Annotated in this window: 23 protein-coding genes and 1 riboswitch; of the genes, 11 read left to right on the top strand and 12 right to left on the bottom strand. The window is 70.4% G+C overall.

Annotated elements, in window-relative coordinates; all coding sequences use genetic code 11:
- Positions 1-22: 22 nt before the first annotated feature.
- The 5 genes from ACWIFB_RS16270 to ACWIFB_RS16250 are packed head-to-tail and all read right to left on the bottom strand — an operon-like array spanning position 23 to position 3,948.
- Positions 23-712 carry a metal-dependent transcriptional regulator gene (locus ACWIFB_RS16270; RefSeq protein WP_454058790.1) on the bottom strand — a complete coding sequence of 230 codons (690 nt, stop codon included), beginning with the start codon at positions 710-712 and terminating at the stop codon, positions 23-25.
- Complete coding sequence (locus tag ACWIFB_RS16265; RefSeq protein ID WP_454058789.1) at positions 709-1,578, bottom strand: metal ABC transporter permease; 870 nt, start codon at positions 1,576-1,578, stop codon at positions 709-711. Before ACWIFB_RS16265 ends, ACWIFB_RS16270 begins: the two co-directional genes overlap by 4 nt.
- The gene (locus tag ACWIFB_RS16260) at positions 1,575-2,378 is read right to left on the bottom strand and encodes a metal ABC transporter ATP-binding protein (protein ID WP_452099168.1); all 804 of its coding nucleotides are present in this window, start codon (positions 2,376-2,378) and stop codon (positions 1,575-1,577) included. Before ACWIFB_RS16260 ends, ACWIFB_RS16265 begins: the two co-directional genes overlap by 4 nt.
- Positions 2,375-3,442, bottom strand: a complete 1,068-nt coding sequence (locus ACWIFB_RS16255; protein ID WP_454058788.1) for a metal ABC transporter substrate-binding protein — start codon at positions 3,440-3,442, stop codon at positions 2,375-2,377. The genes ACWIFB_RS16260 and ACWIFB_RS16255 overlap by 4 nt, the downstream gene beginning before the upstream one ends.
- A 14-nt stretch (positions 3,443-3,456) precedes the next feature.
- On the bottom strand, positions 3,457-3,948 hold the full coding sequence (locus ACWIFB_RS16250) for a tRNA (cytidine(34)-2'-O)-methyltransferase (protein WP_452099170.1): 492 nt from the start codon (positions 3,946-3,948) through the stop codon (positions 3,457-3,459).
- A 60-nt stretch (positions 3,949-4,008) separates the two neighbouring features.
- On the opposite strand from ACWIFB_RS16250, the gene ACWIFB_RS16245 reads away from it, so the two are divergent.
- Entirely contained in the window at positions 4,009-4,866 is an 858-nt protein-coding gene (locus tag ACWIFB_RS16245; RefSeq protein WP_452099171.1) for a bifunctional methylenetetrahydrofolate dehydrogenase/methenyltetrahydrofolate cyclohydrolase, read from the top strand.
- Positions 4,867-4,873: 7 nt separating this feature from the next.
- Entirely contained in the window at positions 4,874-5,227 is a 354-nt protein-coding gene (locus ACWIFB_RS16240) for a DUF3017 domain-containing protein (protein ID WP_452099172.1), read from the top strand.
- Between the two features lie 124 nt (positions 5,228-5,351).
- Here ACWIFB_RS16240 and ACWIFB_RS16235 read toward each other — a convergent pair whose 3' ends face one another.
- The 4 genes from ACWIFB_RS16235 to ACWIFB_RS16220 form a co-directional block, all read right to left on the bottom strand.
- Complete coding sequence (locus ACWIFB_RS16235) at positions 5,352-6,287, bottom strand: type IV toxin-antitoxin system AbiEi family antitoxin domain-containing protein (RefSeq protein ID WP_454058787.1); 936 nt, start codon at positions 6,285-6,287, stop codon at positions 5,352-5,354.
- 130 nt (positions 6,288-6,417) lie between these two features.
- Positions 6,418-6,918, bottom strand: coding sequence for a hypothetical protein (locus tag ACWIFB_RS16230; RefSeq protein WP_454058786.1), 501 nt, complete (start codon positions 6,916-6,918; stop codon positions 6,418-6,420).
- The gene (gene metX / locus ACWIFB_RS16225; RefSeq protein ID WP_454058785.1) at positions 6,915-8,084 is read right to left on the bottom strand and encodes a homoserine O-acetyltransferase MetX; all 1,170 of its coding nucleotides are present in this window, start codon (positions 8,082-8,084) and stop codon (positions 6,915-6,917) included. Before metX ends, ACWIFB_RS16230 begins: the two co-directional genes overlap by 4 nt.
- A 12-nt stretch (positions 8,085-8,096) precedes the next feature.
- The gene (locus ACWIFB_RS16220) at positions 8,097-9,431 is read right to left on the bottom strand and encodes an O-acetylhomoserine aminocarboxypropyltransferase/cysteine synthase family protein (protein ID WP_295652236.1); all 1,335 of its coding nucleotides are present in this window, start codon (positions 9,429-9,431) and stop codon (positions 8,097-8,099) included.
- 52 nt (positions 9,432-9,483) lie between these two features.
- A riboswitch (SAM riboswitch) is annotated at positions 9,484-9,599 on the bottom strand.
- A gap of 185 nt (positions 9,600-9,784) precedes the next feature.
- On the opposite strand from ACWIFB_RS16220, the gene ACWIFB_RS16215 reads away from it, so the two are divergent.
- Both ACWIFB_RS16215 and ACWIFB_RS16210 read left to right on the top strand, forming a co-directional pair.
- The gene (locus ACWIFB_RS16215; protein ID WP_454058784.1) at positions 9,785-10,696 is read left to right on the top strand and encodes a bile acid:sodium symporter family protein; all 912 of its coding nucleotides are present in this window, start codon (positions 9,785-9,787) and stop codon (positions 10,694-10,696) included.
- A 107-nt stretch (positions 10,697-10,803) separates the two neighbouring features.
- The gene (locus tag ACWIFB_RS16210; RefSeq protein ID WP_454058801.1) at positions 10,804-11,946 is read left to right on the top strand and encodes an MFS transporter; all 1,143 of its coding nucleotides are present in this window, start codon (positions 10,804-10,806) and stop codon (positions 11,944-11,946) included.
- A gap of 31 nt (positions 11,947-11,977) precedes the next feature.
- Here ACWIFB_RS16210 and ACWIFB_RS16205 read toward each other — a convergent pair whose 3' ends face one another.
- Both ACWIFB_RS16205 and ACWIFB_RS16200 read right to left on the bottom strand, forming a co-directional pair.
- On the bottom strand, positions 11,978-12,304 hold the full coding sequence (locus ACWIFB_RS16205; RefSeq protein WP_454058783.1) for a type II toxin-antitoxin system PemK/MazF family toxin: 327 nt from the start codon (positions 12,302-12,304) through the stop codon (positions 11,978-11,980).
- Between the two features lie 2 nt (positions 12,305-12,306).
- Positions 12,307-12,513 carry an antitoxin MazE family protein gene (locus tag ACWIFB_RS16200; RefSeq protein WP_452099177.1) on the bottom strand — a complete coding sequence of 69 codons (207 nt, stop codon included), beginning with the start codon at positions 12,511-12,513 and terminating at the stop codon, positions 12,307-12,309.
- A gap of 71 nt (positions 12,514-12,584) precedes the next feature.
- Between ACWIFB_RS16200 and ACWIFB_RS16195 the strand changes: the two genes are divergently transcribed.
- The 7 genes from ACWIFB_RS16195 (at position 12,585) to trpS (ending at position 20,791) form a co-directional block, all read left to right on the top strand.
- Complete coding sequence (locus tag ACWIFB_RS16195; protein WP_454058782.1) at positions 12,585-13,439, top strand: exodeoxyribonuclease III; 855 nt, start codon at positions 12,585-12,587, stop codon at positions 13,437-13,439.
- 36 nt (positions 13,440-13,475) lie between these two features.
- A complete protein-coding gene (locus ACWIFB_RS16190) occupies positions 13,476-13,934 on the top strand; it encodes a PPOX class F420-dependent oxidoreductase (RefSeq protein ID WP_454058781.1) in 459 nt (152 codons plus the stop codon).
- A gap of 126 nt (positions 13,935-14,060) precedes the next feature.
- Positions 14,061-15,422, top strand: a complete 1,362-nt coding sequence (locus ACWIFB_RS16185) for a sensor histidine kinase (RefSeq protein WP_454058780.1) — start codon at positions 14,061-14,063, stop codon at positions 15,420-15,422.
- Complete coding sequence (locus ACWIFB_RS16180; protein WP_454058779.1) at positions 15,419-16,117, top strand: response regulator; 699 nt, start codon at positions 15,419-15,421, stop codon at positions 16,115-16,117. The genes ACWIFB_RS16185 and ACWIFB_RS16180 overlap by 4 nt, the downstream gene beginning before the upstream one ends.
- 155 nt (positions 16,118-16,272) lie before the next feature.
- On the top strand, positions 16,273-17,172 hold the full coding sequence (locus tag ACWIFB_RS16175; protein WP_454058778.1) for an ABC transporter ATP-binding protein: 900 nt from the start codon (positions 16,273-16,275) through the stop codon (positions 17,170-17,172).
- The gene (locus ACWIFB_RS16170; protein WP_454058777.1) at positions 17,169-19,637 is read left to right on the top strand and encodes an ABC transporter permease; all 2,469 of its coding nucleotides are present in this window, start codon (positions 17,169-17,171) and stop codon (positions 19,635-19,637) included. The genes ACWIFB_RS16175 and ACWIFB_RS16170 overlap by 4 nt, the downstream gene beginning before the upstream one ends.
- 71 nt (positions 19,638-19,708) lie before the next feature.
- Positions 19,709-20,791 (top strand): tryptophan--tRNA ligase, encoded by a 1,083-nt coding sequence (trpS, locus tag ACWIFB_RS16165; RefSeq protein WP_454058776.1) that lies wholly within the window; start codon positions 19,709-19,711, stop codon positions 20,789-20,791.
- A 198-nt stretch (positions 20,792-20,989) separates the two neighbouring features.
- Here the strand turns inward: trpS and ACWIFB_RS16160 are convergent, their stop codons facing one another.
- On the bottom strand, positions 20,990-21,964 hold the full coding sequence (locus tag ACWIFB_RS16160) for an RNase H family protein (RefSeq protein WP_454058775.1): 975 nt from the start codon (positions 21,962-21,964) through the stop codon (positions 20,990-20,992).
- Positions 21,965-22,123 lie beyond the last annotated feature (159 nt).

Here is a 22,123-nt window from a genome sequence, read left to right as displayed (position 1 = left end):
TAGGACTCGTGCGCGGCGGGGCTCAGGCCTCGTCGAGGCGCACCCGCACCGCCGCCGCGACGGGCGTGCCGACCTGCACCGGCTCGCCGCCAAGTGACACGGTGATGATCCCCAGCTCCACCTGGCGGGAGACCACGCGCACCGGCGAGTCGGGACGCAGGCCGATGTCGGCGAGGTGGCGCAGCACGGCGTTGTCGCGGTCGGAGACCCGCGTCACGACACCCGTAGAGCCTTCGCCGACGCTATCGAGGGGCGTGTCGCCGAGGGGATCGACGCGACCGTCGCGCGTGGGGATGGGATCGCCGTGCGGGTCCCGCCGCGGGTGGTCGAGGAAGGCGTCGAGGGCGTCGACGAACCGGTCGGAGACCACGTGTTCGAGCGCGTCCGCCTCGGCGTGCACCGCGTCCCACGGGTAGTCCAGGCAGCGCGCCAGGAACGTCTCGATGATCCGGTGGCGCCGCACCATCGCCACCGCCAGCCAGCGGCCGGTCTCCGTCAACTCGACAGGCGCATAGGGGCGGTGCTCGGCCAGGCCCAGTGCCACGAGCTTGCGCACGCCCTCACTCACCGACGACGGCGACGCCCCCAGCCGTTCGGCCATCGCTCCCGAGGTCACGGGCTCGCCCCCGGCACCCAGCGCGTGGGCGGCCATGAGATAGGCCTGGATGGTGGGGGTGAGATCCGCCAGGCGCAAAGGCTGGTCGTCGTTCATGCCGCCATCATCCCCGATCGCCGTGCGCGTGCGCCCGCCAGTGCCCGTGGCACCACTCCGCGCCGGGGCGCGAACAACTGCGTGACGAGGAAGATGATCGCCTGGGTGAGGACGACGACGGGCCCGGGCGGGAGGTCGGCGTAGTAGCCGAAGTACAGGCCGGTCACGCCCCCGACAAGGGCGACGACGACGGCGAGGATCATCGTCCCCCGCATGGTGTCGGCCACGAGCTGGGCGGTCGCGCCGGGGATGATCAGGGTCGCCACGACCAGGATCACGCCCACCGACTGGACCCCCGCGACGGTCGCGGTGGCGAGCGTCGCCAACAGGAGTGCGGTGAGGGCGCGGGTGCGCAGGCCCAGGGCGTGGGCCTGGAGCCGGTCGAAGGCCACCATGACGAGGTCGCGACGGAAGGCCAGCAGCACGATCACCGTGAACGCCGACACCGCCAGCACCTGGATGAGGTCGGAGTCGCGGACGCCCAGCACGCTGCCGAACAGGATCGAGTGCAGGTCCTGCTGGCTGGGGAAGCGGGCGACGAGCACCAGGCCGAGCGAGAACAGGGCGGTGAACACGATGCCCATCGCGGCGTCCTCGCGGACGGTGCCGGCCTCGCGGACCCCGCCGATAAGCGCGACCGCCACGAGCGCCGCGAGAAGCGCGCCGACGGCGAACGGGATCCCGGTCATCGCCGCGATCACCACGCCCGGCAACACGGCGTGCGAGACCGCATCACCCATCAGTGACCAGCCCATGTGGACCAGCCAGCAGCTCAGCAGCGCGCCGGCGACCCCGGAGGCCGCCACCACGAGCAGGGCGCGGCGCATGAACTCGTACGACATCGGCTCGAGAAGGAGATCGATCACGGTAGGGCCTCCTCGGCGGTGTGGTCGGCTGCGGTGGCCGCCGCGGGTGGGCGCGCGCCGAGCAGTGTCGACAGGATCTGGGGGGTAGTGGTCTCGGTGACCGGGCCGTGCGCCACGAGCCGCCCGTTGAGCAGCGCGACCGAGTCGGCCAGTCGCTCGACCGTGCCGAGGTGGTGGGTGGAGATCAGGGCGGTGCGGCCGGCGGCCGTGAGCTCACGCAGAACGTCGATGTAGACCTCCTCGCTGCCGGCGTCCATGCCGTTGAACGGCTCGTCCAGCAGCAGCAGGTCGGCCTCCTGGGCCAGGCAGCGGGCCAGGAGGACGCGGCGCCGCTGGCCGCCCGAGAGTTCGCCGATGCGCCGCGAGGCCACCCTGGTCAGCCCCACGCGGCCGAGCGCCTCGGCCACCGCGTCCCGGTCCTCGGCGGACGGTCGGCGCCACGCCCCGGTGAACCTGCGCCGGCCCTGCATGACCACCTCGGCAGCGGTGATGGGGAAGCCCTCGTCGAGCGCGTCCTTCTGGGGGACCGTCGACACCCTGCCGCTGCGCAACGCCTTCCGCACCGGCTGCCCGAGTATGCGTACGGCCCCGGCGGTCGGGGTGACCAGGCCGAGCAGGGTCTGCAGCAGGGTCGACTTGCCGGATCCGTTGGGGCCGAGCAGCACGGTGATCTCGCCGGACGGCACGGTCAGTGAGACGGAGTCGAGTGCGCGCACCTGGCCGCGGTCCACGGTGAGGCCGGTGACCACCGCAGCGGGCGGCCCGGTGTGCGGTGAGTAGGGCAGTGGCTGCACGGTCATGCGGTCAGCTCCCGGGTGATGGTGTGCAGGTCGTGGTCGAGCAGGTCGAGATAGGTGGGCACGGGGCCGGTCTCGGCGGACAGTGAGTCGACGTACAGCAGGCCCGCCACACGGCTGCCGCTCTCGGACGCGACCTGCTCCATGGCGTCGCCGGAGACGGTCGACTCGCAGAACAGGGCGGGCACCTCGCGCTCACGGACCTCGTCGATGAGCGCGGTGACCTGCCGCGGCAGCCCCTGGTTCTCGCTGTTGACCGGCCAGAGGTACAGCTCCTCGAGCCCCAGGTCGCGCGCGAGGTAGGAGAAGGCGCCCTCGCAGGTCACGAGCACGCGCCGCTCGGGCGGGATGGTCGCGACGGCGTCCCGCGCCCGTTCGGCGAGTGCCTCGAGTTCGGCGGTGTAGGCGTCGGCGCGGGCGGTGTACCCGGCGGCGCCGGCGGGATCGATCTCCCCGAGAGCGTCGGCGATCACGCGGATGTACGCGGCCCCGTCGGTGGGGGACATCCAGGCGTGCGGGTTGGGGTGGCCGACCGAGTTGCCCGACCTGACGGGCTCGGGGGCGATGCCGTCGGTCGTCACGACGTGCCGGGCGCCCGTGCCGTCGATGAACCGCAGTAGCCAGTCGTCCAGGCCGAGGCCGTTGCTGATCACCAGGTCCGCGCCCTCGACGCGCCGGAGGTCGCCGGCGGTGGGCTCGTAGTAATGCACGTCGGCGCCGGGGGTGGTGACCGACTCGACCTGTACGCGGTCACCGCCGACGACGCGCGCCATGTCGGCGAGGATCGTGAAGGTGGTGGCCACGACCAGTCGGTCGTCGGTGTCGACGAACTCGGCGCGGTCGTCGATGTCCCCGCCGGGCGTGGTCGGAACCGCACACCCGGCCGTCAGCGACAGGGCCAGCGGAAGCGCCAGGGCCGCCGCGGCGATGCGCCGGGGGAGGGCGGGTGCCGCCGCGCAGGCCGCACGGATCCTGGCAACGACGACCGCGACGACGACGACGACGGCGTCACCGGCGACTCGGCCACCCGGGTGGTTACGGATGCCGGCCGTGCGAGATTTCGGCATACCGAAACTCTAAATCATGGGGACTGGAAACTCACATCGCCCTGATAGTCGAACTGGCGCCACGCCTCGTAGACGGCCACCGCGGCGGCGTTGGACAGGTTCATCGAGCGGCGGCCCGGCAGCATGGGTATGCGAACTCTCGCGGTGACCCTGTCGTCGTCGAGCACCTCCCGGGCGAGCCCTGTGGGCTCCGGTCCGAACAGCAGGACATCGCCCGGTTCGAACCTCACGTCCGGTAGCGACATGTCGGCGCGCGCGGTGAACGCGACGACCCGCGCCGGCAGCAGGCGCTCGTACGCGGCCTCGAGGTTCTCGTGGACCTCGACATGGGCGAGGTCGTGATAGTCCAGCCCCGCCCGACGCAGATGCTTCTCGGACAGGTCGAAACCCAACGGGCCGGCCAGATGCAGCTCGCAGCCCGCGCCCGCGGCCATCCGGATCGCATTGCCGGTGTTGGGCGGGATGCAGGGTCGGTCGAACAACACTCGTACAGCCGCTCCGGTCATGTCCGGCATTCTCGCAGTGCCGTGCCTGCGCGCCCGCCGTGGAGTGGGATACTGGCAGCCGTGACCGCGATCAAGCTGGACGGCAAGCTCACCCGCGACGAGATCGTCGCCGACCTCACCACGCGCGTGGACGCGCTCCGGGACCAGGGAATCACCCCCGGGCTCGGCACCGTGCTCGTCGGCGACGACCCGGGCAGCCAGTCCTACGTCAAAATGAAGCACCGCGACTGCGAGCAGGTCGGCATCGCCTCCATCAGGCGCGATCTGCCGGCCGAGACCACGCAGGCCGAGCTCGAGGCCGTGATCGACGAGCTCAATGCCGACCCCGCGTGTACCGGGTACATCGTGCAACTGCCGCTGCCGAAGCACCTGGACGAGAACGCGATCCTCGAGCGCATCGACCCGGCCAAGGACGCCGACGGGCTCCACCCGGTCAACCTCGGCAAGCTCGTGCTGGGCGAGCCCGCCCCGCTGCCGTGCACCCCGAACGGGTGTATCCGGCTGCTGCGTCGCTTCGGCGTGGAGCTGAACGGCGCGCACGTCGTGGTGATCGGCCGCGGCGTCACGGTCGGGAGGCCGATCGGGCTGATGCTGACCCGTCGCAGCGAGAACTCGACGGTCACGCTGTGCCACACCGGCACCCGCGACCTGGCCGCCGAGACCCGCCGTGCCGACGTGATCGTGGCCGCCGCGGGCGTGCCGCACATGCTCACCCCGGACATGGTCTCCCCCGGCGCCGCCGTGCTCGACGTGGGCGTGTCCCGCCTCGACGGCAAGCTCGCCGGCGACGTGCACCCCGACGTGTGGGAGGTGGCCGGCGCGATCTCGCCCAACCCCGGCGGCGTAGGACCGCTGACCCGGGCGTTCCTGCTGAGCAACGTGGTCGAGCGCTGCGAGCGGCTGGCCGCCGAGGCGTGAGGCCCGAATGACCCATCCCGCCCCCGACCGGCAACGGCCCCAGCGTGCCGATGCCGGCCCGTCGCGGACGCGGCCCGCCCGGCTGACGTGGGCGCAGGTACGGTCGCAGTGGCCGCTCGCGCTGGTGCTCATCGGTGTGGCGGTGGCACTCGGATTCGTGATTCTCGAGCGGTGGCGACGCGGCGCGTTCGTGCTGGGCATCGTGGCACTGGCGGCGGCGGCACTGCGGCTGGGCCTCTCGGATGAGCGGGCCCGGCTGCTCGGGGTGCGCTCCAAGCGCTTCGACGCGGCGTTCTACCTCGGCATCGGGGCGGTCATCCTGTGGCTGGCCACCTCGGTCGACTCCCTCGGCACCGGCTGACCCCGGCCTCTCGATCCCTTCATACTTTGCCTATCAAGCCCGCCGCCACCCATCGGATATCGCGCTGCCTGCCAAATCTGGCAGGCAGCGCGATATCGGATGGGTGACGTTCAGCCGGCGGCGCTCAGGGGTCACGCTGCGGCGTGACGAAGCACCCGTTTGATCGTGTAGCGAGGGCATGGGGCTCCTCGAGATCGCGCCATCGCCAGTGCAGAACCCGGTAGCCGAGGGCCATGAGTTCGGCGTCCCGATCCTTCTCCTTGCCCAGGCGGCGCCGCGTCTCGGCGGGGGTCAGCCCGTCGAAGTACTTGCCGAAGCCGTCACATTCTCGGATCACCCCGTACTCGGACCAGAGGAAGTCCACGCGGGCGATCAGTACCCCGCGGGGGTTGCGGATCTCGACCTGTGTCTCAGGCTCAGGCAGCCCGAAGTCGCGGAAGATCAGTCGACTCAGAGTCTCGGCCACACTCTCGCTTCGTCCGTCGACTAGGCTCATCTTGTGTCGGGCACGCCTGATCCCGCGGCGACCCGCAGCCCCGTCCAGCGCACCATCGAGCGCCTCCCTCGTGACGATCTCGTTGTGCAGCGCAGCGTCGGCGGTCGGCACGGAGGTATCTCTGTTCGTCGACATCGCAATGTCCGTCACCGTCCGCGCAGGGGTGGTGACCCGCAAGCCGTCGACGGTCATCAGATGCCCCGACAGCTCGGGCACGGAGCGGAACGTGGTCAGTGCAGAGCTGCGCGTACGCGGCTCCGGCCCTTCCTCACACACTGTCACCTTTCGAAGCGGGAGCCCCCAGTCCGGGAGTCCGTGGATCAGGGCCGCGGAGGAGTGGGAGAACACCGGCGCGTCGAGGGCGATGTCCGCGGCCAGAACCGCCAGGAGGTGCCGATCACTTCGTTGGAGTTCACGAGCTCGGCCGTCGACGAAGAACCCGGGTCTGAGCCGGATCAGCTCGCCGGACTCCACCGCGCCCCTCAGGGTGTGAGAAGTCATTCCTCGGCTGAGGAGCTGATCGGTGGTGAGAAGCATTGCGAGGAGATCGTCTGGAAAATTCATACCCTCGATGATCTCGATCGCCAAGCTGAGAATTCCCCTGAAAGAGACCGGCGGGATGCGGCGGGGCGAGTGCGGCGGAAAGATCGCGGCGCGGCGAGAGCGCGGGCAGAACGCGCCGGAGCAGGCCGCGTCAGCGAAGGCGCAGCGGGACGCCCTCGCGGATGTGCTCGCGGACATCGTCCGAGGTGATCAGGTAGCCCATCGCGACCAGCGCGAGCAACGAGAATACGGTGCCGACCACCGAGATGAACGTCAGACTGTCCAGCACCATGCGGGCCGCCGAACTCAACGCCAGCAGAGTCACGGCGGAGCTGATCACCACCAGCGACGCACGGTGGGCACGCCACAGCAGCACCGCGCCGACGATGAGCAGCAGCCCCAGCACCAGCGAGGACACGGCGGAGATGATCATCGGCCCGAATCCGGAGGTGTCGAAGCCGCCGGAGGCGGTGGCGGTCACGCCCAGCACGGTGGCGAACCCGATGGACACCCCGATGATCCCGAATCCCGCCGACAGCCCGGCGAGCACCATCGCGGCGGGCCGGGGTGTGTGGTCCGGGTCGCGGCCGGCTCCGGGGTGGGCGGAGTCGGGGTGGACGTTGTCGTCGTCGTCATACTCCGGCACGGTCACGCCAGTCCTCGGGAACGCTCGATCGTGTCCTGCTCGGACAATTCCATGGTGCGCGCGAGCATCGGACCCACCACGTCGTCCTCGGTGAGGAATCCGTCGTGCCCGGCGGGGCTCTCGATCACCACGAGGGGATCGGCGCCCGGCAGCAGCGCGGCCAGCTCCTCCTGCTGACGCAGCGGGTAGAGCCGGTCGGTGGTCACGCCGCCGATCACACACGGCACCGGGCAGGAGTGCAGTGCCTCCTCGACGCCCCCGCGGTCTAGGCCCACGTCGTGACGGTTGAGCGCGTCGGTCAGCAGCACATAGGTGCAGGCGTCGAAGCGGGAGACGAGCTTGCCGGCCTGGTGGTCGAGGTACGACTGCACGGCGAAGCGACCGGACATTGACAGGTCCTCGGCGCGCGGATTCTCACCGGGCTGGGGCCGGTTGGAAAAGCGTTCGTCGAGCTCCACCTCGCCGCGGTACGACAGGTGGGCGATGCGGCGGGCGATGCCCAGACCGGTCACCGGCGTGCGACCGGTGCCGTGATAGCCACCCTGCTGCCAGTGGGGGTCGGAGGTGACGGCCATGATCTGTGCCGTCTGGATGCCGATCTGATCCGCCGACGCGCGCGCGCCCACGGCCAGGACGCAGGCCGCGCGGACACGCTCGGGATGGGTGATCATCCACTCGAGCGTGCGGGCCCCACCCATCGACCCGCCGATCACCGCAGCCCAACGCTCGATGCCCAGCAGGTCGGCGAGCATCCGCTCGGAGGTGACCATGTCCCGCACGGAGACGGCGGGGAAGCGGGCGCCCCAGTAGTGGCCGTCGGGGTGCAGTGAGCTCGGCCCGGTCGACCCACGGCACCCACCCAGGACGTTGACGGACACCACGCAGTAGCGGTTGGTGTCCAGCGGCAGTCCGGGCCCCACCAGCCCGTTCCACCAGCCCGGGGTGGGGTGCAGTGAGTCGACCGGCCCCACGACGTGCGAGTCGCCGGTCAACGCGTGCTCGACGAGCACCACGTTGGATCGATCCTCATTGACCCGCCCCCACCGCTGCACCGCGAGCGTCACCGCCGGGAGGACGACACCCGTGACCAGCGTGAGGTCGCCGATGGCGACGTGGCCGAGGGTGCCGTCACCCGGAGGTAGCAGCGCGAGCGGATCGGAGGCGGAGACCATGGGCGCGTGAGATCAGGAGATCGCGGCGAACCCGAGCTCGAGGTCGGCGATGATGTCCTCGACGGCCTCGATGCCCACCGACAGGCGGATGCTGGAGATGGACACCCCGGCGTTGGCGTTGGATTCCGGGGTGCCCTGCGAGTGGGTCGTGGTGGCCGGGTGGCTCACCAGCGACCGCACGTCACCGATGTTGACGAGGCAGGAGTGCAGCTTGAGCGCGTCGATGAACGACCAGGCCCGCTTCTTGAGGTCCTCGTCGGACGCGCCCTCGGGGGCGGTCAGCTCGAATGTGACGATCGCGCCGGCGCCCTTGGGCGAGATCTTCTTCTGGATGGCGTTCCAGGGCGAGGACGCCAGGCCGGCGTAGGAGACCGACGCGACGTCGCTGCGGGCCTCGAGCCACTCGGCGATCGTCTGCGCGTTGGACACGTGCCGCTCGACGCGCAGGCTCAGGGTGTCGATTCCCTGCGCGATGGCCCAGGCGTTGAACGGGCTCGGCGCGGCGCCGGTGTCACGCAGCAGTGTGACGCGGGCCTTGAGCGCCAGGGCCGGCGCGCCGAGGTCGGCGTAGACGGCGCCGTGGTAGGCGGGGTCCGGGGTGGTGAAGGACGGGTAGAGGTCCTCGCCGTCGCGCTGCGCGCGCCAGTCGAAGGAGCCGCCGTCGACCAGGACGCCGGCCAGCGAGGAGCCGTGGCCGCCGAGGTACTTGGTGGCGGAGATGACGACGACGTCGGCGCCCAGCTCCAGGGGACGGACCAGGTACGGGGTGGCCGTCGTGTTGTCCACGATGAGCGGCGCCTGGTTGCGGTGAGCGATCTCGGCGATGGCCGGGATGTCGAGCACGTCGTTGAGCGGGTTGGAGATCGTCTCGGCGTAGAACGCGCGCGTGTTGGGCCGGACGGCGGCCTGCCACGACTCGGGATCGTCCGGGTTCTCGACGAACGTGGTCTCGATGCCGTACTTGGGCAGGGTGTGGCGCAGCAGGGCATCGGTACCGCCGTAGAGGCGGGGCGAGGCCACGACGTGTCCGCCGGCCTGGAGGATCGACTGGATCGCCGCGGTCTCGGCGGCCTGTCCCGAGGCGAACATGGTCGCGGCGACGCCGCCCTCGAGGGAGGCGATACGCGCCTCGACCGCGGCGACGGTCGGGTTGGTGATGCGCGTGTAGATGGGGCCCATCTCGGACAGGGCGAACCGGTTGGCGGCCTGCTCGGCGTCCGCGAAGACGTACGAGGTGGTCTGGTAGATCGGCAGGTTGCGGGCGCCGGTGTCGGAGTCGACGGGCTGACCTGCGTGAACCTGGCGCGTCTCGAAGGCCCAGTCTGGATTGCTGTTGTCGTATGTCATAGGGGCCTGGCCCCTCCTCTCGTCAGAAGGGTCCGGCCGCTGAAGGACAACGGACCCGCGCTTGCCTGCCACCGTATGTGGTGTGGGCCAGGTCGTCTCCCGGGGCACCCCACCGCGGTGGAGGGTTGCCGTCCAGCGAGCCGGGGCTTGTCGCTGGAACTCATGACCTGGGGTCAGGCTAGCCTAGGCCGTTTACCGCCCGCAACGAGGGGCTACGTGACCGGCTGACTGGTCCCAGCCCGTAGGCCGGAGTTCGGGCACCGCGGCCCCCGGACGTGGGATATCGTCACCGGTCAGTGGTCCAGATCACAGGCGGCCCTTCCGTCGACGGACCGAGGACCGGAGGAGACCCCGTGGACCAGAGTCCCCTGATCGAGATCGGCCTACCCATCGCGCTGGCGATCATCATGGTCGGCATCGGCCTGAGCCTGACCAAGGAGGACTTCGCGGTCCAGGCCAGGGCGCCGTGGGCCACCATCGTCGGCCTGGTCGCCCAGTTGATCCTCGTGCCGCTCATGGGCGTCGGGGTCACGATGATCTTCGACCTCTCGCCACTGCTCGCGCTCGGCGTGATCCTCGTGGCCGCCTCACCCGGCGGCGCCACATCGAATCTCATCACCTACCTGGCCCGCGGCAGCGTCGCGCTGTCGATCATCCTCACCGCCATCGCGTCGGTCGCGGTGATCCTCACGCTGCCGCTGTGGTTCGACATCGGAGCTCGTGTCATCCCCGGTGCCACCGAATACGACGTGACGGTCCCGCTCGGCCAGACCTTCGGGCTCCTGCTGGGCGTCATCCTCATCCCCGTCGCACTGGGCATGCTCCTGCGAGCCCGCAAGCCGGCGCTGGCTGACCGGATCGAGCGGTTCGTCGGCGTCGTCGGGCTCGTCGTCCTGGTGGCACTCATCGTGGGCATCGTGCTGGGGGAGCGGGACCGCATCGTCGACCTGGTCGCCTCCGTCGGCCCCGCGGTGATCGTCCTCAACATCGCGGTGATCATCCTGGGTGGCCTGGTCGCCTGGGTCTGCCGCCTGGGCCGCGCCGAGCAGATCGCGATCGCTGTCGAGCTCGGGATCAAGAACACCACGCTCACGATGCTCATCGCGTTCACCGTGATCGGCATCGAGGAGGTCGGTCTCGCCGCGGCGGTCTACAGCATCGTCATGTACATCACCACGTTCGTGTTGGTCTGGGGCGGGCGCCGGCTCATGCGTACGGCGCCCTTACCGGCGTCAGGGACCCCGGCAGGATTCGCCGCCCCCTGAACGGGTCGACCGTCACGGGAGCCACCCGGCACGCGGCGTAACCTGCTGCGGTGCCCCAGCCCGTCGCCGAACACCCCGGTTTCTCGCCCGCCCGCGTCCAGCTCGCGATTCTCGCCCTCGCGCTGGGCGGGTTCGGCATCGGCGTCACCGAGTTCGCCGCGATGGGCCTGCTCCGCTCGATCGCGGACAGCTTCGACATCTCCGAGCCACAGGCCGGCACCGTCATCTCCGCCTACGCCCTCGGTGTGGTGGTGGGCGCCCCGCTGCTGACGGTGTGGACCTCCCGCTGGCGGAGGCGGACCCTGCTCATGGTCCTGATGGGGCTGTTCACGGCGGGCAACGTGGTCGCCGCGTTCGCGCCCACCCTCGAAACGCTGGTCGCCGCACGCTTCCTCGCCGGCATCCCGCACGGCGCGTACTTCGGCGTCGCCTCACTGGTCGCGGCCTCTCTCGCCGGGGCCGGCAAGCAGGCGCGGGCCGTGGCCCAGGTGCTGCTCGGTCTGTCCGTGGCGAACGTGATCGGCGTGCCCGTGGCCACCTGGCTCGGGGAGGCCGCGGGCTGGGAGTCCGCGTTTCTCGCTGTCGGAGTGATCGGGGCCGCGACCGTGGTGGCCATCCTCGTCGTCGTCCCCGAACCCACGGGAGGCGTCGTGGTCAGGGCGCGCGAGGAGTTGGCGGCGCTCGCCCGCCCGCAGATCCTCGCCACCCTCGCGGTGGGCGCAGTGGGCTTCGGCGGCATGTTCGCCATCTACACCTACATCCAGTGGACGATGGTCGACGTCGCCGGCATCGACCGCGCCTGGATGCCCGCTGTGCTGGCGGTGTACGGGCTCGGCATGGTCGCCGGCAACGTGGTGGGCGGCATCATCGCCGACCGCGATCTCGACCGCGGCCTGGTGGTCATCGCGACCGTCATGACGGCCGTCCTGGCCCTGTTCTCGCTCGCGGCGCACAATCCGGTCACCGCGGTGATCGGGCTCTTCCTCGTGGGCGCCACCGGCTCGGCGCTCGTGCCCGGCCTGCAGACCCGCCTCATGCGCTACGCCGGACGCGGGCAGACGCTGGCGGCCTCCCTCAACCACTCGGCGCTCAACGCCGCGAACGCGCTCGGGGCGTGGATCGGCGGCGTGGTGATCGCGTTCGGCTTCGGCTACACCTCTCCCGCACTCGCGGGGGCGGCGCTGGCGGCGCTCGGGCTGGCGATCCTCGTGGCCGCGGTCCTGGGGGCCCGGCGCTCGGAGGCCGCCTGATCGGTGTGCGGAGTCTCGGTCACGTTCGGCGTCAATCTGCCATCCCGAGGAAGACGATCATGCTGCGTTCCAAGGCGACCAGGTGCTCCGGCTCCAGCGTCCCGACCCGTTCGCGGACCCGATCTCGTGGAGCGGCGGTGAGTTTGTCGACCATCAGCCGTGATGCTGTGGTCAGACCATTGAGCGGCGAAGGCTCGACCGCGGGCCGGAAGAGTGGTGCCTCAGTCGGGTTGGTGGTCAACGGGCACACCACGACCGAGGCCGTGGCGTCGAATCGGTCGTCCTGGACGATGACCACCGGGCGGGGCTCGCCTGCGTAGCCAGGCCCTGACGCGGTCCAGATCTCGCCGCGCCGCATCCTCAGTCGTCGTCCCAATCGGTGGACAGCGAGTCAACGAATACCTGATCCTCCGTGTCCTGTGCGCTGCCGGCGATCGCAACAGACTGCTTGTGCGCCTCGATGCTGAAGCCCGGCCACGTCACATCCGGGACCCACATCTGGATGGGCCGCAGTCCTTGCGCCCGCAGGCGTTCGCGGTGGCGGCGAACCCGGTCCTTCGTGCTCATGTCGCCATGTTACATGTAACAGTTGGATGGGCGCGGGTGCTGGCCCGAGGCCGCTAACGGGGGGCGCTACGATGGCGGCCGTGAGCCTTACCGTGTCGACCGTCAACGTCAACGGGATCCGCGCCGCAGTCAAGCAGCGATCGGAGACCAACCTCGGATTCCTACCCTGGCTCGAGACCAGCGGGGTGGACATCGTCGCCCTGCAGGAGGTGCGCGCCGACGAGGACCAGACCCGCAAGGCGCTGGCGCCCGCGCTCGAGGCCGGATGGCACCTCATCGGGTCGCCCTCGTCCCTCAAGGGGCGTGCTGGTGTGGCGCTGTTGTCGCGGCAGGAGCCGGCCGAGGTGTGCGTCGGCCACGGGGACCCGGAGTTCGCCGAGTCGGGTCGCTACATCGAGGCCGTGTACCCGGGCGCGGTCGACGGCGAGACCGTCACCGTGGCGAGCCTGTATCTGCCGTCGGGGTCGGCCAACACTCCCAAGCAGGACGAGAAGGACCGCTTCCTGGCCACGTTCCGGGAGTTTCTCTCCGAGCGGGCCGCGGCCGTCGGGGCCCGTGACGGTCACGAGATGATCATCTGCGGCGACTGGAACATCGCCCACCGCGAGGAAGACCTGAAGAACCACAAGGGCAACCACAAGTCCTCGGGCTTCCTGCCGCACGAGCGTGAGTGGATGACCGGTGTGTTCGCCGAGGGCAGCGGCTGGACCGACATCGTCCGCCATCGCCGGCCCGACGAGGTGGGCCCGTACTCGTGGTGGTCGCAGCGCGGCAAGGCGTTCGACAACGACGCGGGCTGGCGCATCGACTACCACGTGGTGACCGACGGCCTGGTCGACCGCGCGGTGTCCGACCGTGTCGACCGGGCGAGTGCCTATGACATGCGCTGGTCCGACCACGCGCCGGTGACCGTCGTCTACGAGTGACTGCGGCGCACCGTCGACTCTCGTAGCCTCGGGAGCATGACGAAGTACGCCACCGCCGAACGTCCCGATCGCACCGCGCTCGTTGAATTCCTGCGGCCCCGACACCGGGCCGTGCTCATCACCCGGCGATCGTCTGGTGGTCTGCAGACCTCCCCGGTGACCTGCGGCGTCGACTCCGAGGGGCGGCTCGTGGTGGCCACCTATCCGCAGCGGGCCAAGGTGGGCAACATCCGCCGCGACCCCGCAGTGAGCGTGTGCGTGCTCTCGGACGACTGGAACGGCCCCTACGTTCACCTCGACGGCACCGCGGAGATCGTCGATCTGCCCGAGGCGGTCGAGCCGCTGGTCGAGTACTTCCGCAGCGTGGCCGGTGAGCACAGCGATTGGGACGAGTACCGGGAGGCGATGGTCCGCCAGGGCAAGAGCCTCATCCGCGTGACGATCGACGACTGGGGTCCCGTCGCGACGGGTGGTTTCCCGCCGCCGGTCACCTAGGCAGCGGCGGCGGATGGCGAGGCCCGTTACCGGGGTCTTTCCACGATCCGGGAGGCCGGACGCCACCCGAAACATCATCCCGCGGGCTGATTCGGAGGGCTGTCGGGTCGAACTACAGTGGCGGGCATGGGTGCCGCCACGACTTCGCCTGCGCCGCCGAGTGGCCGCGTCGAGCGCGTTCTGGCATTCCTGGAACGGCAACCGTGGATCACTGACGCGCTCTTCGTGGCGATTCCGTTGAGCCTGTTGACCGTCGCGAGCCGAGACACCTTCTACGGGCAGAACCCGTTCCTGCCGGGATGGGTCGAGCTGGCTCTGCCCCTGGTCATGACCGGTGTGCTCGCGTTACGCCGCGCGTTGCTGGTCCCGGCTGCGATGGCGGTCGCCGGGATGGCTCTGCTCATGGCGGTTCTGCTCATCCCGCCGTCCATGCCGATTGCGGCGGTCCCGATCACCGTCTACACGGTGGCGAAGTTCGGCAGCCCCAAGATCTCCAGGGCGTTCCTGGGGCTCGGGCTGGCGGGCGCCGTGCTGGTGCTCGTGCCCTATGCGGCCAACGTCTACTGGATCGGCACACCGGCCACCGGCCCCTCCGCCGTCCCGACGCTCGGCTTCGAGGAGGTCGTCGTGGCGACCGTCGTGTCCGGCTTCTGTGCGTCGACGGTGATGGTCGCGTGGATGCTGGGCGAGGTCGGTGCCCGTGGGCACAGGCGTCTCGCCGAGATCGAGGAGCGCAACCGCCTGCTCATCAGGGAGCGGGCGCACGAAGCCGCGGCCGCCGCCACCGACGAGAGACTGCGCATCGCGCGCGATATGCACGACGTCGTCTCCCACTCCCTGTCGGTGATGATCGCCCAGGCCGACGGTGGCCGCTACGTCGCGAGCACGGACCCGCACGCCGCCGAACGCGCGTTGGGCACCATCGCGAGCACCGGTCGGGAGTCACTGGTCGAACTGCGCCGGATGCTCGGTGTGCTGCGCAGTACGGAAGATCCGGTGGACCATCGGCCACAGCCCAAGGCGACCGACATCGCCGAGCTCGTCGCATCGGTGAGGGCCGCGGGATTACCGGTCGAGTACCGGCCGCCCGCATGGCTGGCGGAGCTCCCCGAGGGGCAGTCCCTCGCCGCCTACCGGGTGGTCCAGGAAGCGCTGACCAACACGCTCAAACACGCCGGCCCCGACGCGCACTCCGAGGTGGCCATCACCACCGTCGCCTCCGACCTTCTGGTCGAGGTCGTCGACCACGACCCACAGGCGCCCGCCGGCCAGCCCGGCGTCGGCACCACCGGGGATGCGAAAGACCCCGACGGCGAGCGTCGGGGCTCCGGACTCGACGGGATGAAGGAGCGGGTCGCGCTGTACTCCGGAACGGTGGACGCCGGCTTCGAGGGCACGGGATTCGCCGTCCGCGCCCGGTTCCCCCGCGCCGGACGGGCCGCCGCCACGTCCAGGGATCGCCCCCCGGCCGAGGAGGGGCGGCGATGAACCCCATCCGGGTCATGCTGGTGGACGACCAGCATCTACTGCGTGCCGGCTTCGCGATGCTCATCGGATCGCAACCGGACTTGGAGGTCGTCGCCGAGGCCGGAGACGGCGCCCGGGCGGTTGATCTCCTCCGCGAGCGGCCGGTCGACGTGATCCTCATGGACGTGCGCATGCCGGTCAAGGACGGGATCGCCGCCACCGAGGAGATCCTGACGATGGTCGACGCCGGGCAGATCCCGCCGGTCCGCATCGTCGTCCTCACCACCTTCGACACCGACGAGTACGCGTTCGCCGCGCTCAAAGCGGGCGCCGCCGGGTTCCTGCTCAAGGACGTTCCGCCCGAGACGCTTCTGGCTTCGATCCGGCAGGTGCACGAGGGCGGCTCCGTGGTCGCGCCGACCACCACCCGACGCCTGCTCGAGCACGTCGGTCCGATGCTGGTCACCTCCGACGCGCCCGAATCGCCGCGCGACCGGGCGCGACGGGCGGGGCTGACCGACCGCGAGACGGACATCCTCCTGGCCATGGTCACCGGCGAATCCAACGGCGAGATCGCCGGACGGCTGTACCTCTCCGAGGCGACGGTCAAGACCCACGTCAGGCGGATCCTCGCCAAGCTGGGCGCCCGGGACCGTGTGCAGGCGGTCGTCTGGGCCTACGAGCACGGGGTGGCGGGCCCGGGCGCCGCCCGCTGACGGGGGACCGTACCGACGCCGTTGGCGAAGCGGCCGACGCCGCGCCACCCCGCCCGCGTGAGGCGGCCCGCCGACGACGGACCACGTCATCCCAGAGGTGGCTCGGTGTCATCCGGAAGGATGAGTCCCGCGCGCGGACGAGAGCCTCAGGGAGGATGTCCGCGCAGGTCACGGTCCATACGGTGGTCATCGACAACACGACCACCGAGGAGAACACGATGACCGAGAGCTCAGGCGGAACCGGAGCGACCGCCACCGTCCGTGACGCAGACGCCACCGGGCATGCCGCCGTCCGAGCCACAGACGTCACCCGCCGGCACGGCAGCGGCGAGAACCAGGTGCTCGCCCTCGACAGGGTCAGTATCTCCGTCGACGCCGGCCGGTTCACCATGATCATGGGCCCCTCGGGGTCCGGCAAATCCACGCTCATGCACGTGCTGGCCGGCCTCGATTCCCCCGACGAGGGCCGCGTGTTCCTCGGCCGTCGGGAGATCACGGGGATGAGCGACAAGGCGCTGACCACACTGAGGCGCACCCGCACGGGATTCGTCTTCCAGTCCTTCAACCTGATCCCGACGCTCAGCGTTCGCCAGAACATCGGCCTGCCGGCACAGCTGGCCGGCGAGAAGCTGGACGCCGACTGGGTCCGGACGGTCACCGGCCGGCTGGGCATCGCGGCGTTGCTGGACCGCAAGCCCCACGAACTGTCCGGTGGGCAGCAGCAGCGCGTGGCGGTGGCCCGGGCTCTGGTGACCCGCCCGGCCGTGGTCTTCGCGGATGAGCCCACGGGCAACCTCGATTCGGCGTCGGGAGCGGAGGTCATGCGTCTGCTCGCCGCGGCGGTTCGTGAGTTCGGGCAGACGGTCATCATGGTCACGCACGATCCCGGGCTCGCCGTGTACTCCGACAGAGTCGTCATGTTGGCCGACGGCCGCCCGGCCGCTGATCTCACCGCTCCCAGCCCGGAGACCGTCGCCGACGCCCTGCTGCATCTCACCACGGGCGCGGGCGACGAGACCCTGCCGTTTCGCGAGCAGGAGGTACTCGCACGATGAGAACCGTTCTGATGTCGACGTTCCGCTCCGGTGGCGCTCGATTGCTGGCTGCCGGGCTCGCGATCGCGATCTCGGTGGGTTTCGTCGTCGCGACCCTGGCCACGATGGACTCCTTCCAGTCGAGCATGCGCACCCAGTTGGCCGGCGAGTACGCCGGTGTCGGCGCCGTGGTGGATTCGCGTGGCTTCGACGACGACGAGGTCGGCCGCGCGCTCACGGCGCTGCAGGAACACGGGGGTGTCGGAAGCGCCGGTGCTCACTCCACATCGTTCGTCCAGATGCGGATCGAGGGTCGGCACTACAGCGCTATGGCCCGCAACCTGCCGGCGGCCGACCTGCGCGCGGAGGAGCTGACCGACGGCCGGTGGCCCACTGGTCGGCACGAGACGGCCGTCGACGACGAGACCGCGCAGGATCTGGGACTGTCCGTAGGGGACACGCTGGACCCGACGGGGTACGACGACGCCGGCCGCGAGCAGCCGGGCCCGCATCTCGAGATCACCGGTCTCTACACCGGTGTAGGGGTCTCCCCGCTGCCGACCGTGTTCGTCCTCCCCGAGGACCTGGACGAGCTGGGGCAGGTCTCCACCACGGAGATCAGGATCGCAGCCCCGCTCGACGGAGGCGACCACGAGGCCCTCAAGGCGTCGGTGAGCGCCGCCTTGGAGCAGGCCGGTGTGGACGGTTCCGTCCTCACACAGCAGGAGATCGTCGACCGCGAGACGGAGAGGTTCTTCGGCGACGCCGCGATGCTCGCCGTGATCGTGCTGGCCTTCACCGTCATCGCGCTTCTGGTGGCGGCCCTGGTGATCATGAACACCTTCGATGTGCTCATCGCCCAGCGCACCCGGCAACTGGCACTACTCCGATGCCTCGGCTCGACTTCCGGTCAGGTCCGGTGGCTGGTGCTCGGTGAGGGGGCGCTGGTCGGTGTGGTCGCCTCCCTGCTCGGCACGGCCGGCGGGTACGGACTCGGCCACCTGATCGCCTCGGCCAGTGGGAGCGTGCCGGGCCTCGCCGCGCTCGATCCGCCGGTGTTGCACTGGTGGATCGTGGTGGTCGGGATGGTTCTCGGTGTGGCGGTCACCCTGATCTCCGTGTCCCTGCCGGCCCGCAAGGCCACGCGCACGTCGCCGCTCATGGCGATGCGGCCTCTGGAGGCGGTCGCGCCCGCGCCACGCTCCCGCATGTGGACGACGATGCTCGGGACGGCGCTCGTCGTCGGGGGCATCGCGGGGATGGTCGTCGCGGTCATGGCGGCCCGGATGGTCATCGCTATCCCGGCCGCGGCGGTCACCGCGATCGGTCTGATCGTCCTGCTCCGTATGACGGCGGCCCCGATGATCGCAGGACTGGCGGGCATCGTCCCGGGCGGGTGGCTGCCGTTCCGTCTGGCCGCTCTGAACTCGAGGAGACACCCGGGGCGGACCGCGACCACCACGATCGGCATGGTCATCGGCGTCACCATCGTGACCACGATGATGGTGGGCGCGGCGTTGGCCCAGGGGTCGATCACCAGGGAGATCAATGCGCAGCGCCCCATCGACATGTTCGTCACGAGTGAACAGCAACACCCCCTCGACCCGACCGAGGTCGCCGCGGTCTCCGGCGCGGAGGGAGTTGTCCACGCCGAGGCCGTACCGGGCACCCTCGCCCGTGTCGGCGACGAGGAGGTGCTGGTGCTCGGGGTCGACGGGTCCGTCGGGCAGGCGTCTCGTGGGGATGACCCGGTGCCGGCCGCGGGCACCGCAGCCGTCGGCGACGAACTGACGGACGCGGTCAGCGCCCAGGGCGCTCCACTCACGCTCTCCGTCGCGGGCCGACAGGTGACCGTGGAGACGACCACCGCCGAATCCCCGTGGCCCGGGTCGATCCTGGTACCGATGGACACCCTCCGGGAGCTGGACCCCGGCGCCGGAACCATGCAGATCTGGGCACAGGTCGGGAACCTCTCGTCCGCGCAACTGCAGACACTGGCCTCGACGATCTCCGGCGATACCGGCCTGCAGGCGGAGGTCGGCCCGGCAATGGAACGGGTGATGATCGAGGAGATCATCACGACGATGCTCGGTATCGTGCTGGCCCTGCTGGCGGTGGCCATCGTGATCTCGGTGATCGGCGTGGCCAACACGCTCTCACTGTCGGTCATCGAACGAACGCGGGAGTCCTCGTTGTTGCGGGCCCTGGGACTGACCAGGGGACAGATGCGCATGATGCTGGCCTGCGAGGCAGTCCAGATGACGGTCGTGGCCGCGGGAATCGGCATCATCGCCGGGACCGGCTTCGGCGCGGTCGGGATCGCCGCCCTGCTGGGCCAGATGGATGTGCCGCTGGCCTTCGGTCTGCCGTGGCTCCAGCTGCTGCTCGTGGTCGGCGCTGCACTATTGGCCGGGCTCCTGGCCTCGGTCCTCCCGGCCCGTCGGGCGGCGAGACTGTCACCGACCGTGGGGCTGGCCGCCGGCTGAACCGCTGCCCGGGTGGCTGTCGCCGTCGGTCGGCCGAGGCGAAGCCACCCGGGCGTGGGAAGATGGACGCCATGTCTGAGCAGCCTTCCTCCGCAACGCCCACCTCCGCGACTGGGCCGTCCGAGACGTCGGCGCCCGCGAAGCGCCAGCGCGTCCTGTCCGGCATCCAGCCCACCGCCGACTCGTACCACCTCGGCAACTACCTGGGCGCCGTGCGGCAGTGGGTCGAGCTGCAGGACGACTACGACGCCTTCTACTTCATCCCCGACCTGCATGCGATCACCGTCAAGCAGGACCCCAAGGAGCTGCGCGAGCGTGTCTTCCGCGGCTGCGCGCAGCTGCTCGCGCTGGGTATCGACCCCACGCGTTCGGTGCTCTTCGTGCAGTCGCACGTTCCCGAGCATGCCGAGCTGTCGTGGGTGCTGAGCTGTATCACCGGCTACGGCGAGGCCGCCCGCATGACCCAGTTCAAGGACAAGGCCGCCAAGCAGGGCACCGACGGCACCACCGTGGGGCTGTTCACCTACCCGGTGCTCATGGCCGCGGACATCCTTCTCTACCGCCCCCACCTGGTGCCGGTCGGCGAGGACCAGCGGCAGCACCTCGAGCTCACCCGCGATCTGGCGATGCGGTTCAACTCGCGCTACAAGAAGACCTTTGTGGTGCCCGAGGGCAAGATCCTCGAGGGCTCGGCCAAGATCTACGACCTGCAGGACCCCACGGCCAAGATGAGCAAGTCGGGCGCGAACCCCAAGGGCATCGTCAATCTGCTCGACGACCCCAAGGTGTCGGCCAAGCGCATCCGCAGCGCCGTGACCGACTCGGACGGCGACATCCGATTCGACCGTCAGATGAAGCCGGGCGTGTCCAATCTGTTGGTGATCCAGTCGTCGTTCACCGGGCGGCCGGTCGCCGACATCGTGGCCGACTACCAGGCCGCGGGCGCCCAGTACGGCGCGCTCAAGTCCGATACGGCCGACGCGCTCGAGGCGTTCGTCACCCCGCTGCGAGGTCGGTTCGACGAGTTCATGTCTGACCGAGGCGAGCTCGAGCGCATCCTCGCCGACGGCGCCGAGCGTGCCCGCGCCGTCGCGAGCCCTGTGCTGTCCCATGTCTACGACGCAGTCGGATTCACCGCGCCCCGCCGCGGCTGAGCCGGGTCGGCTTCTGGCCGCGTGCCCGGCGCCTGCAGCCGAGTTGCAAGACATCGATCTCCGGATGCCTGACAAAAGGTGCGTTTTCGGGCTCCGGATTAGCCCCAAATGTCTTGCGAGCGTGAGGCCGTGTCTTGCAACCGCTGGAAGGCGGGGCGAGGCGCAGCTGGGCGGGGCGCGGCGAGGCCGGGCCGTGGCTCAGGCCTGGCGGGTGCCCTGCTGGTAGACCTGCTTCCAGTCATCGCCCGCGCGCTGCCAGATCGAGCTGTGCAGCGACGACGCCCCGCCCGGGCTCGTCGCGCGCCAGAGCAGGAGCACCACGTCGTCGGAGAGTCGACGGGTCTCCAGCACCTCGAGTTCGACGCCGGCGAGGGAGGACTCGGCGGCGCCCAGCTCGCGGCGGGTCCACGTCCGGCCCGCGGGGTCGACCTGCCGCCACCGCACATCGAGCAGCCGCGTGAGCTGTTTGCGGTCCCGGCGGACGGCGTCAGTGAGCAGCGACCGCTCGAGATCCACCACGAGCTCCTCGATCGCGGGCCCGGCGGCGGGAGCCCCGGGCCGCGAACCCGTCGCGCCGGGGGGGCCGGGCTCGCCGACCGAGAAGAGGTCGGGCTCGGACGTGTCGGCGGACCTCGTCGTCGTCGCCGGCACGGCACCACCGTCGGCGGCCGGGGGAACGGCCGGATCCTCGCCCGCACCGACCGCGGTCGCGCCCGGGAAACCCGGGCCGGCCTCCGGCTGCTGCTTGGACGCGTGGGCCTTCGAGGCGCCGTTGGCCAGCGCGTCGGCCTTCTCGTTGAGCGCGTGACCGGCGTGACCCTTGACCCACTCGAAGGTGACCTCGCGGCCCCGCATCGCCTCGTCGAGGGCCTTCATCACCTCGACGTTGAGCACCGGCTTGCCGTCGGCCTTCTTCCAGCCCTTGCGCTTCCAGCCGGCCATCCACTTGGTGATGGAGTTGATGACGTACTGCGAATCGCACAGCACGTGCAGTGGCTCGTCGACGTGAGCGGTCTGGCGCAGCAGATCCAGAACGGCGGCGAGCTCGCCCTGGTTGTTGGTGCCGCGCTTCCAGCCGCCGCAGCGCCAGCGGGCGTCGTCGATGTACCAGGCCCAGCCGGCGGGGCCGGGGTTTCCGAGGGCGGAGCCGTCCGCGGCGGCGATGATCGTCACGGGATGCGATCCTGCCACCGTGGCGGGCGTCACCGCACACCGGCCGCCACGCCGGCGAGGCAACCGGCCCGCTACCGGCGAACCGAGGCGGGCCGGAGGTGCGAAGCTGCTGTCCGGCCGCCTCCTCGCCTATCGGATGTCGCGCCACCTACCGAATTC

This window comes from Dietzia sp. NPDC055340 (assembly GCF_053645335.1).
This window is presented reverse-complemented; position numbering and strand designations above follow the sequence as displayed.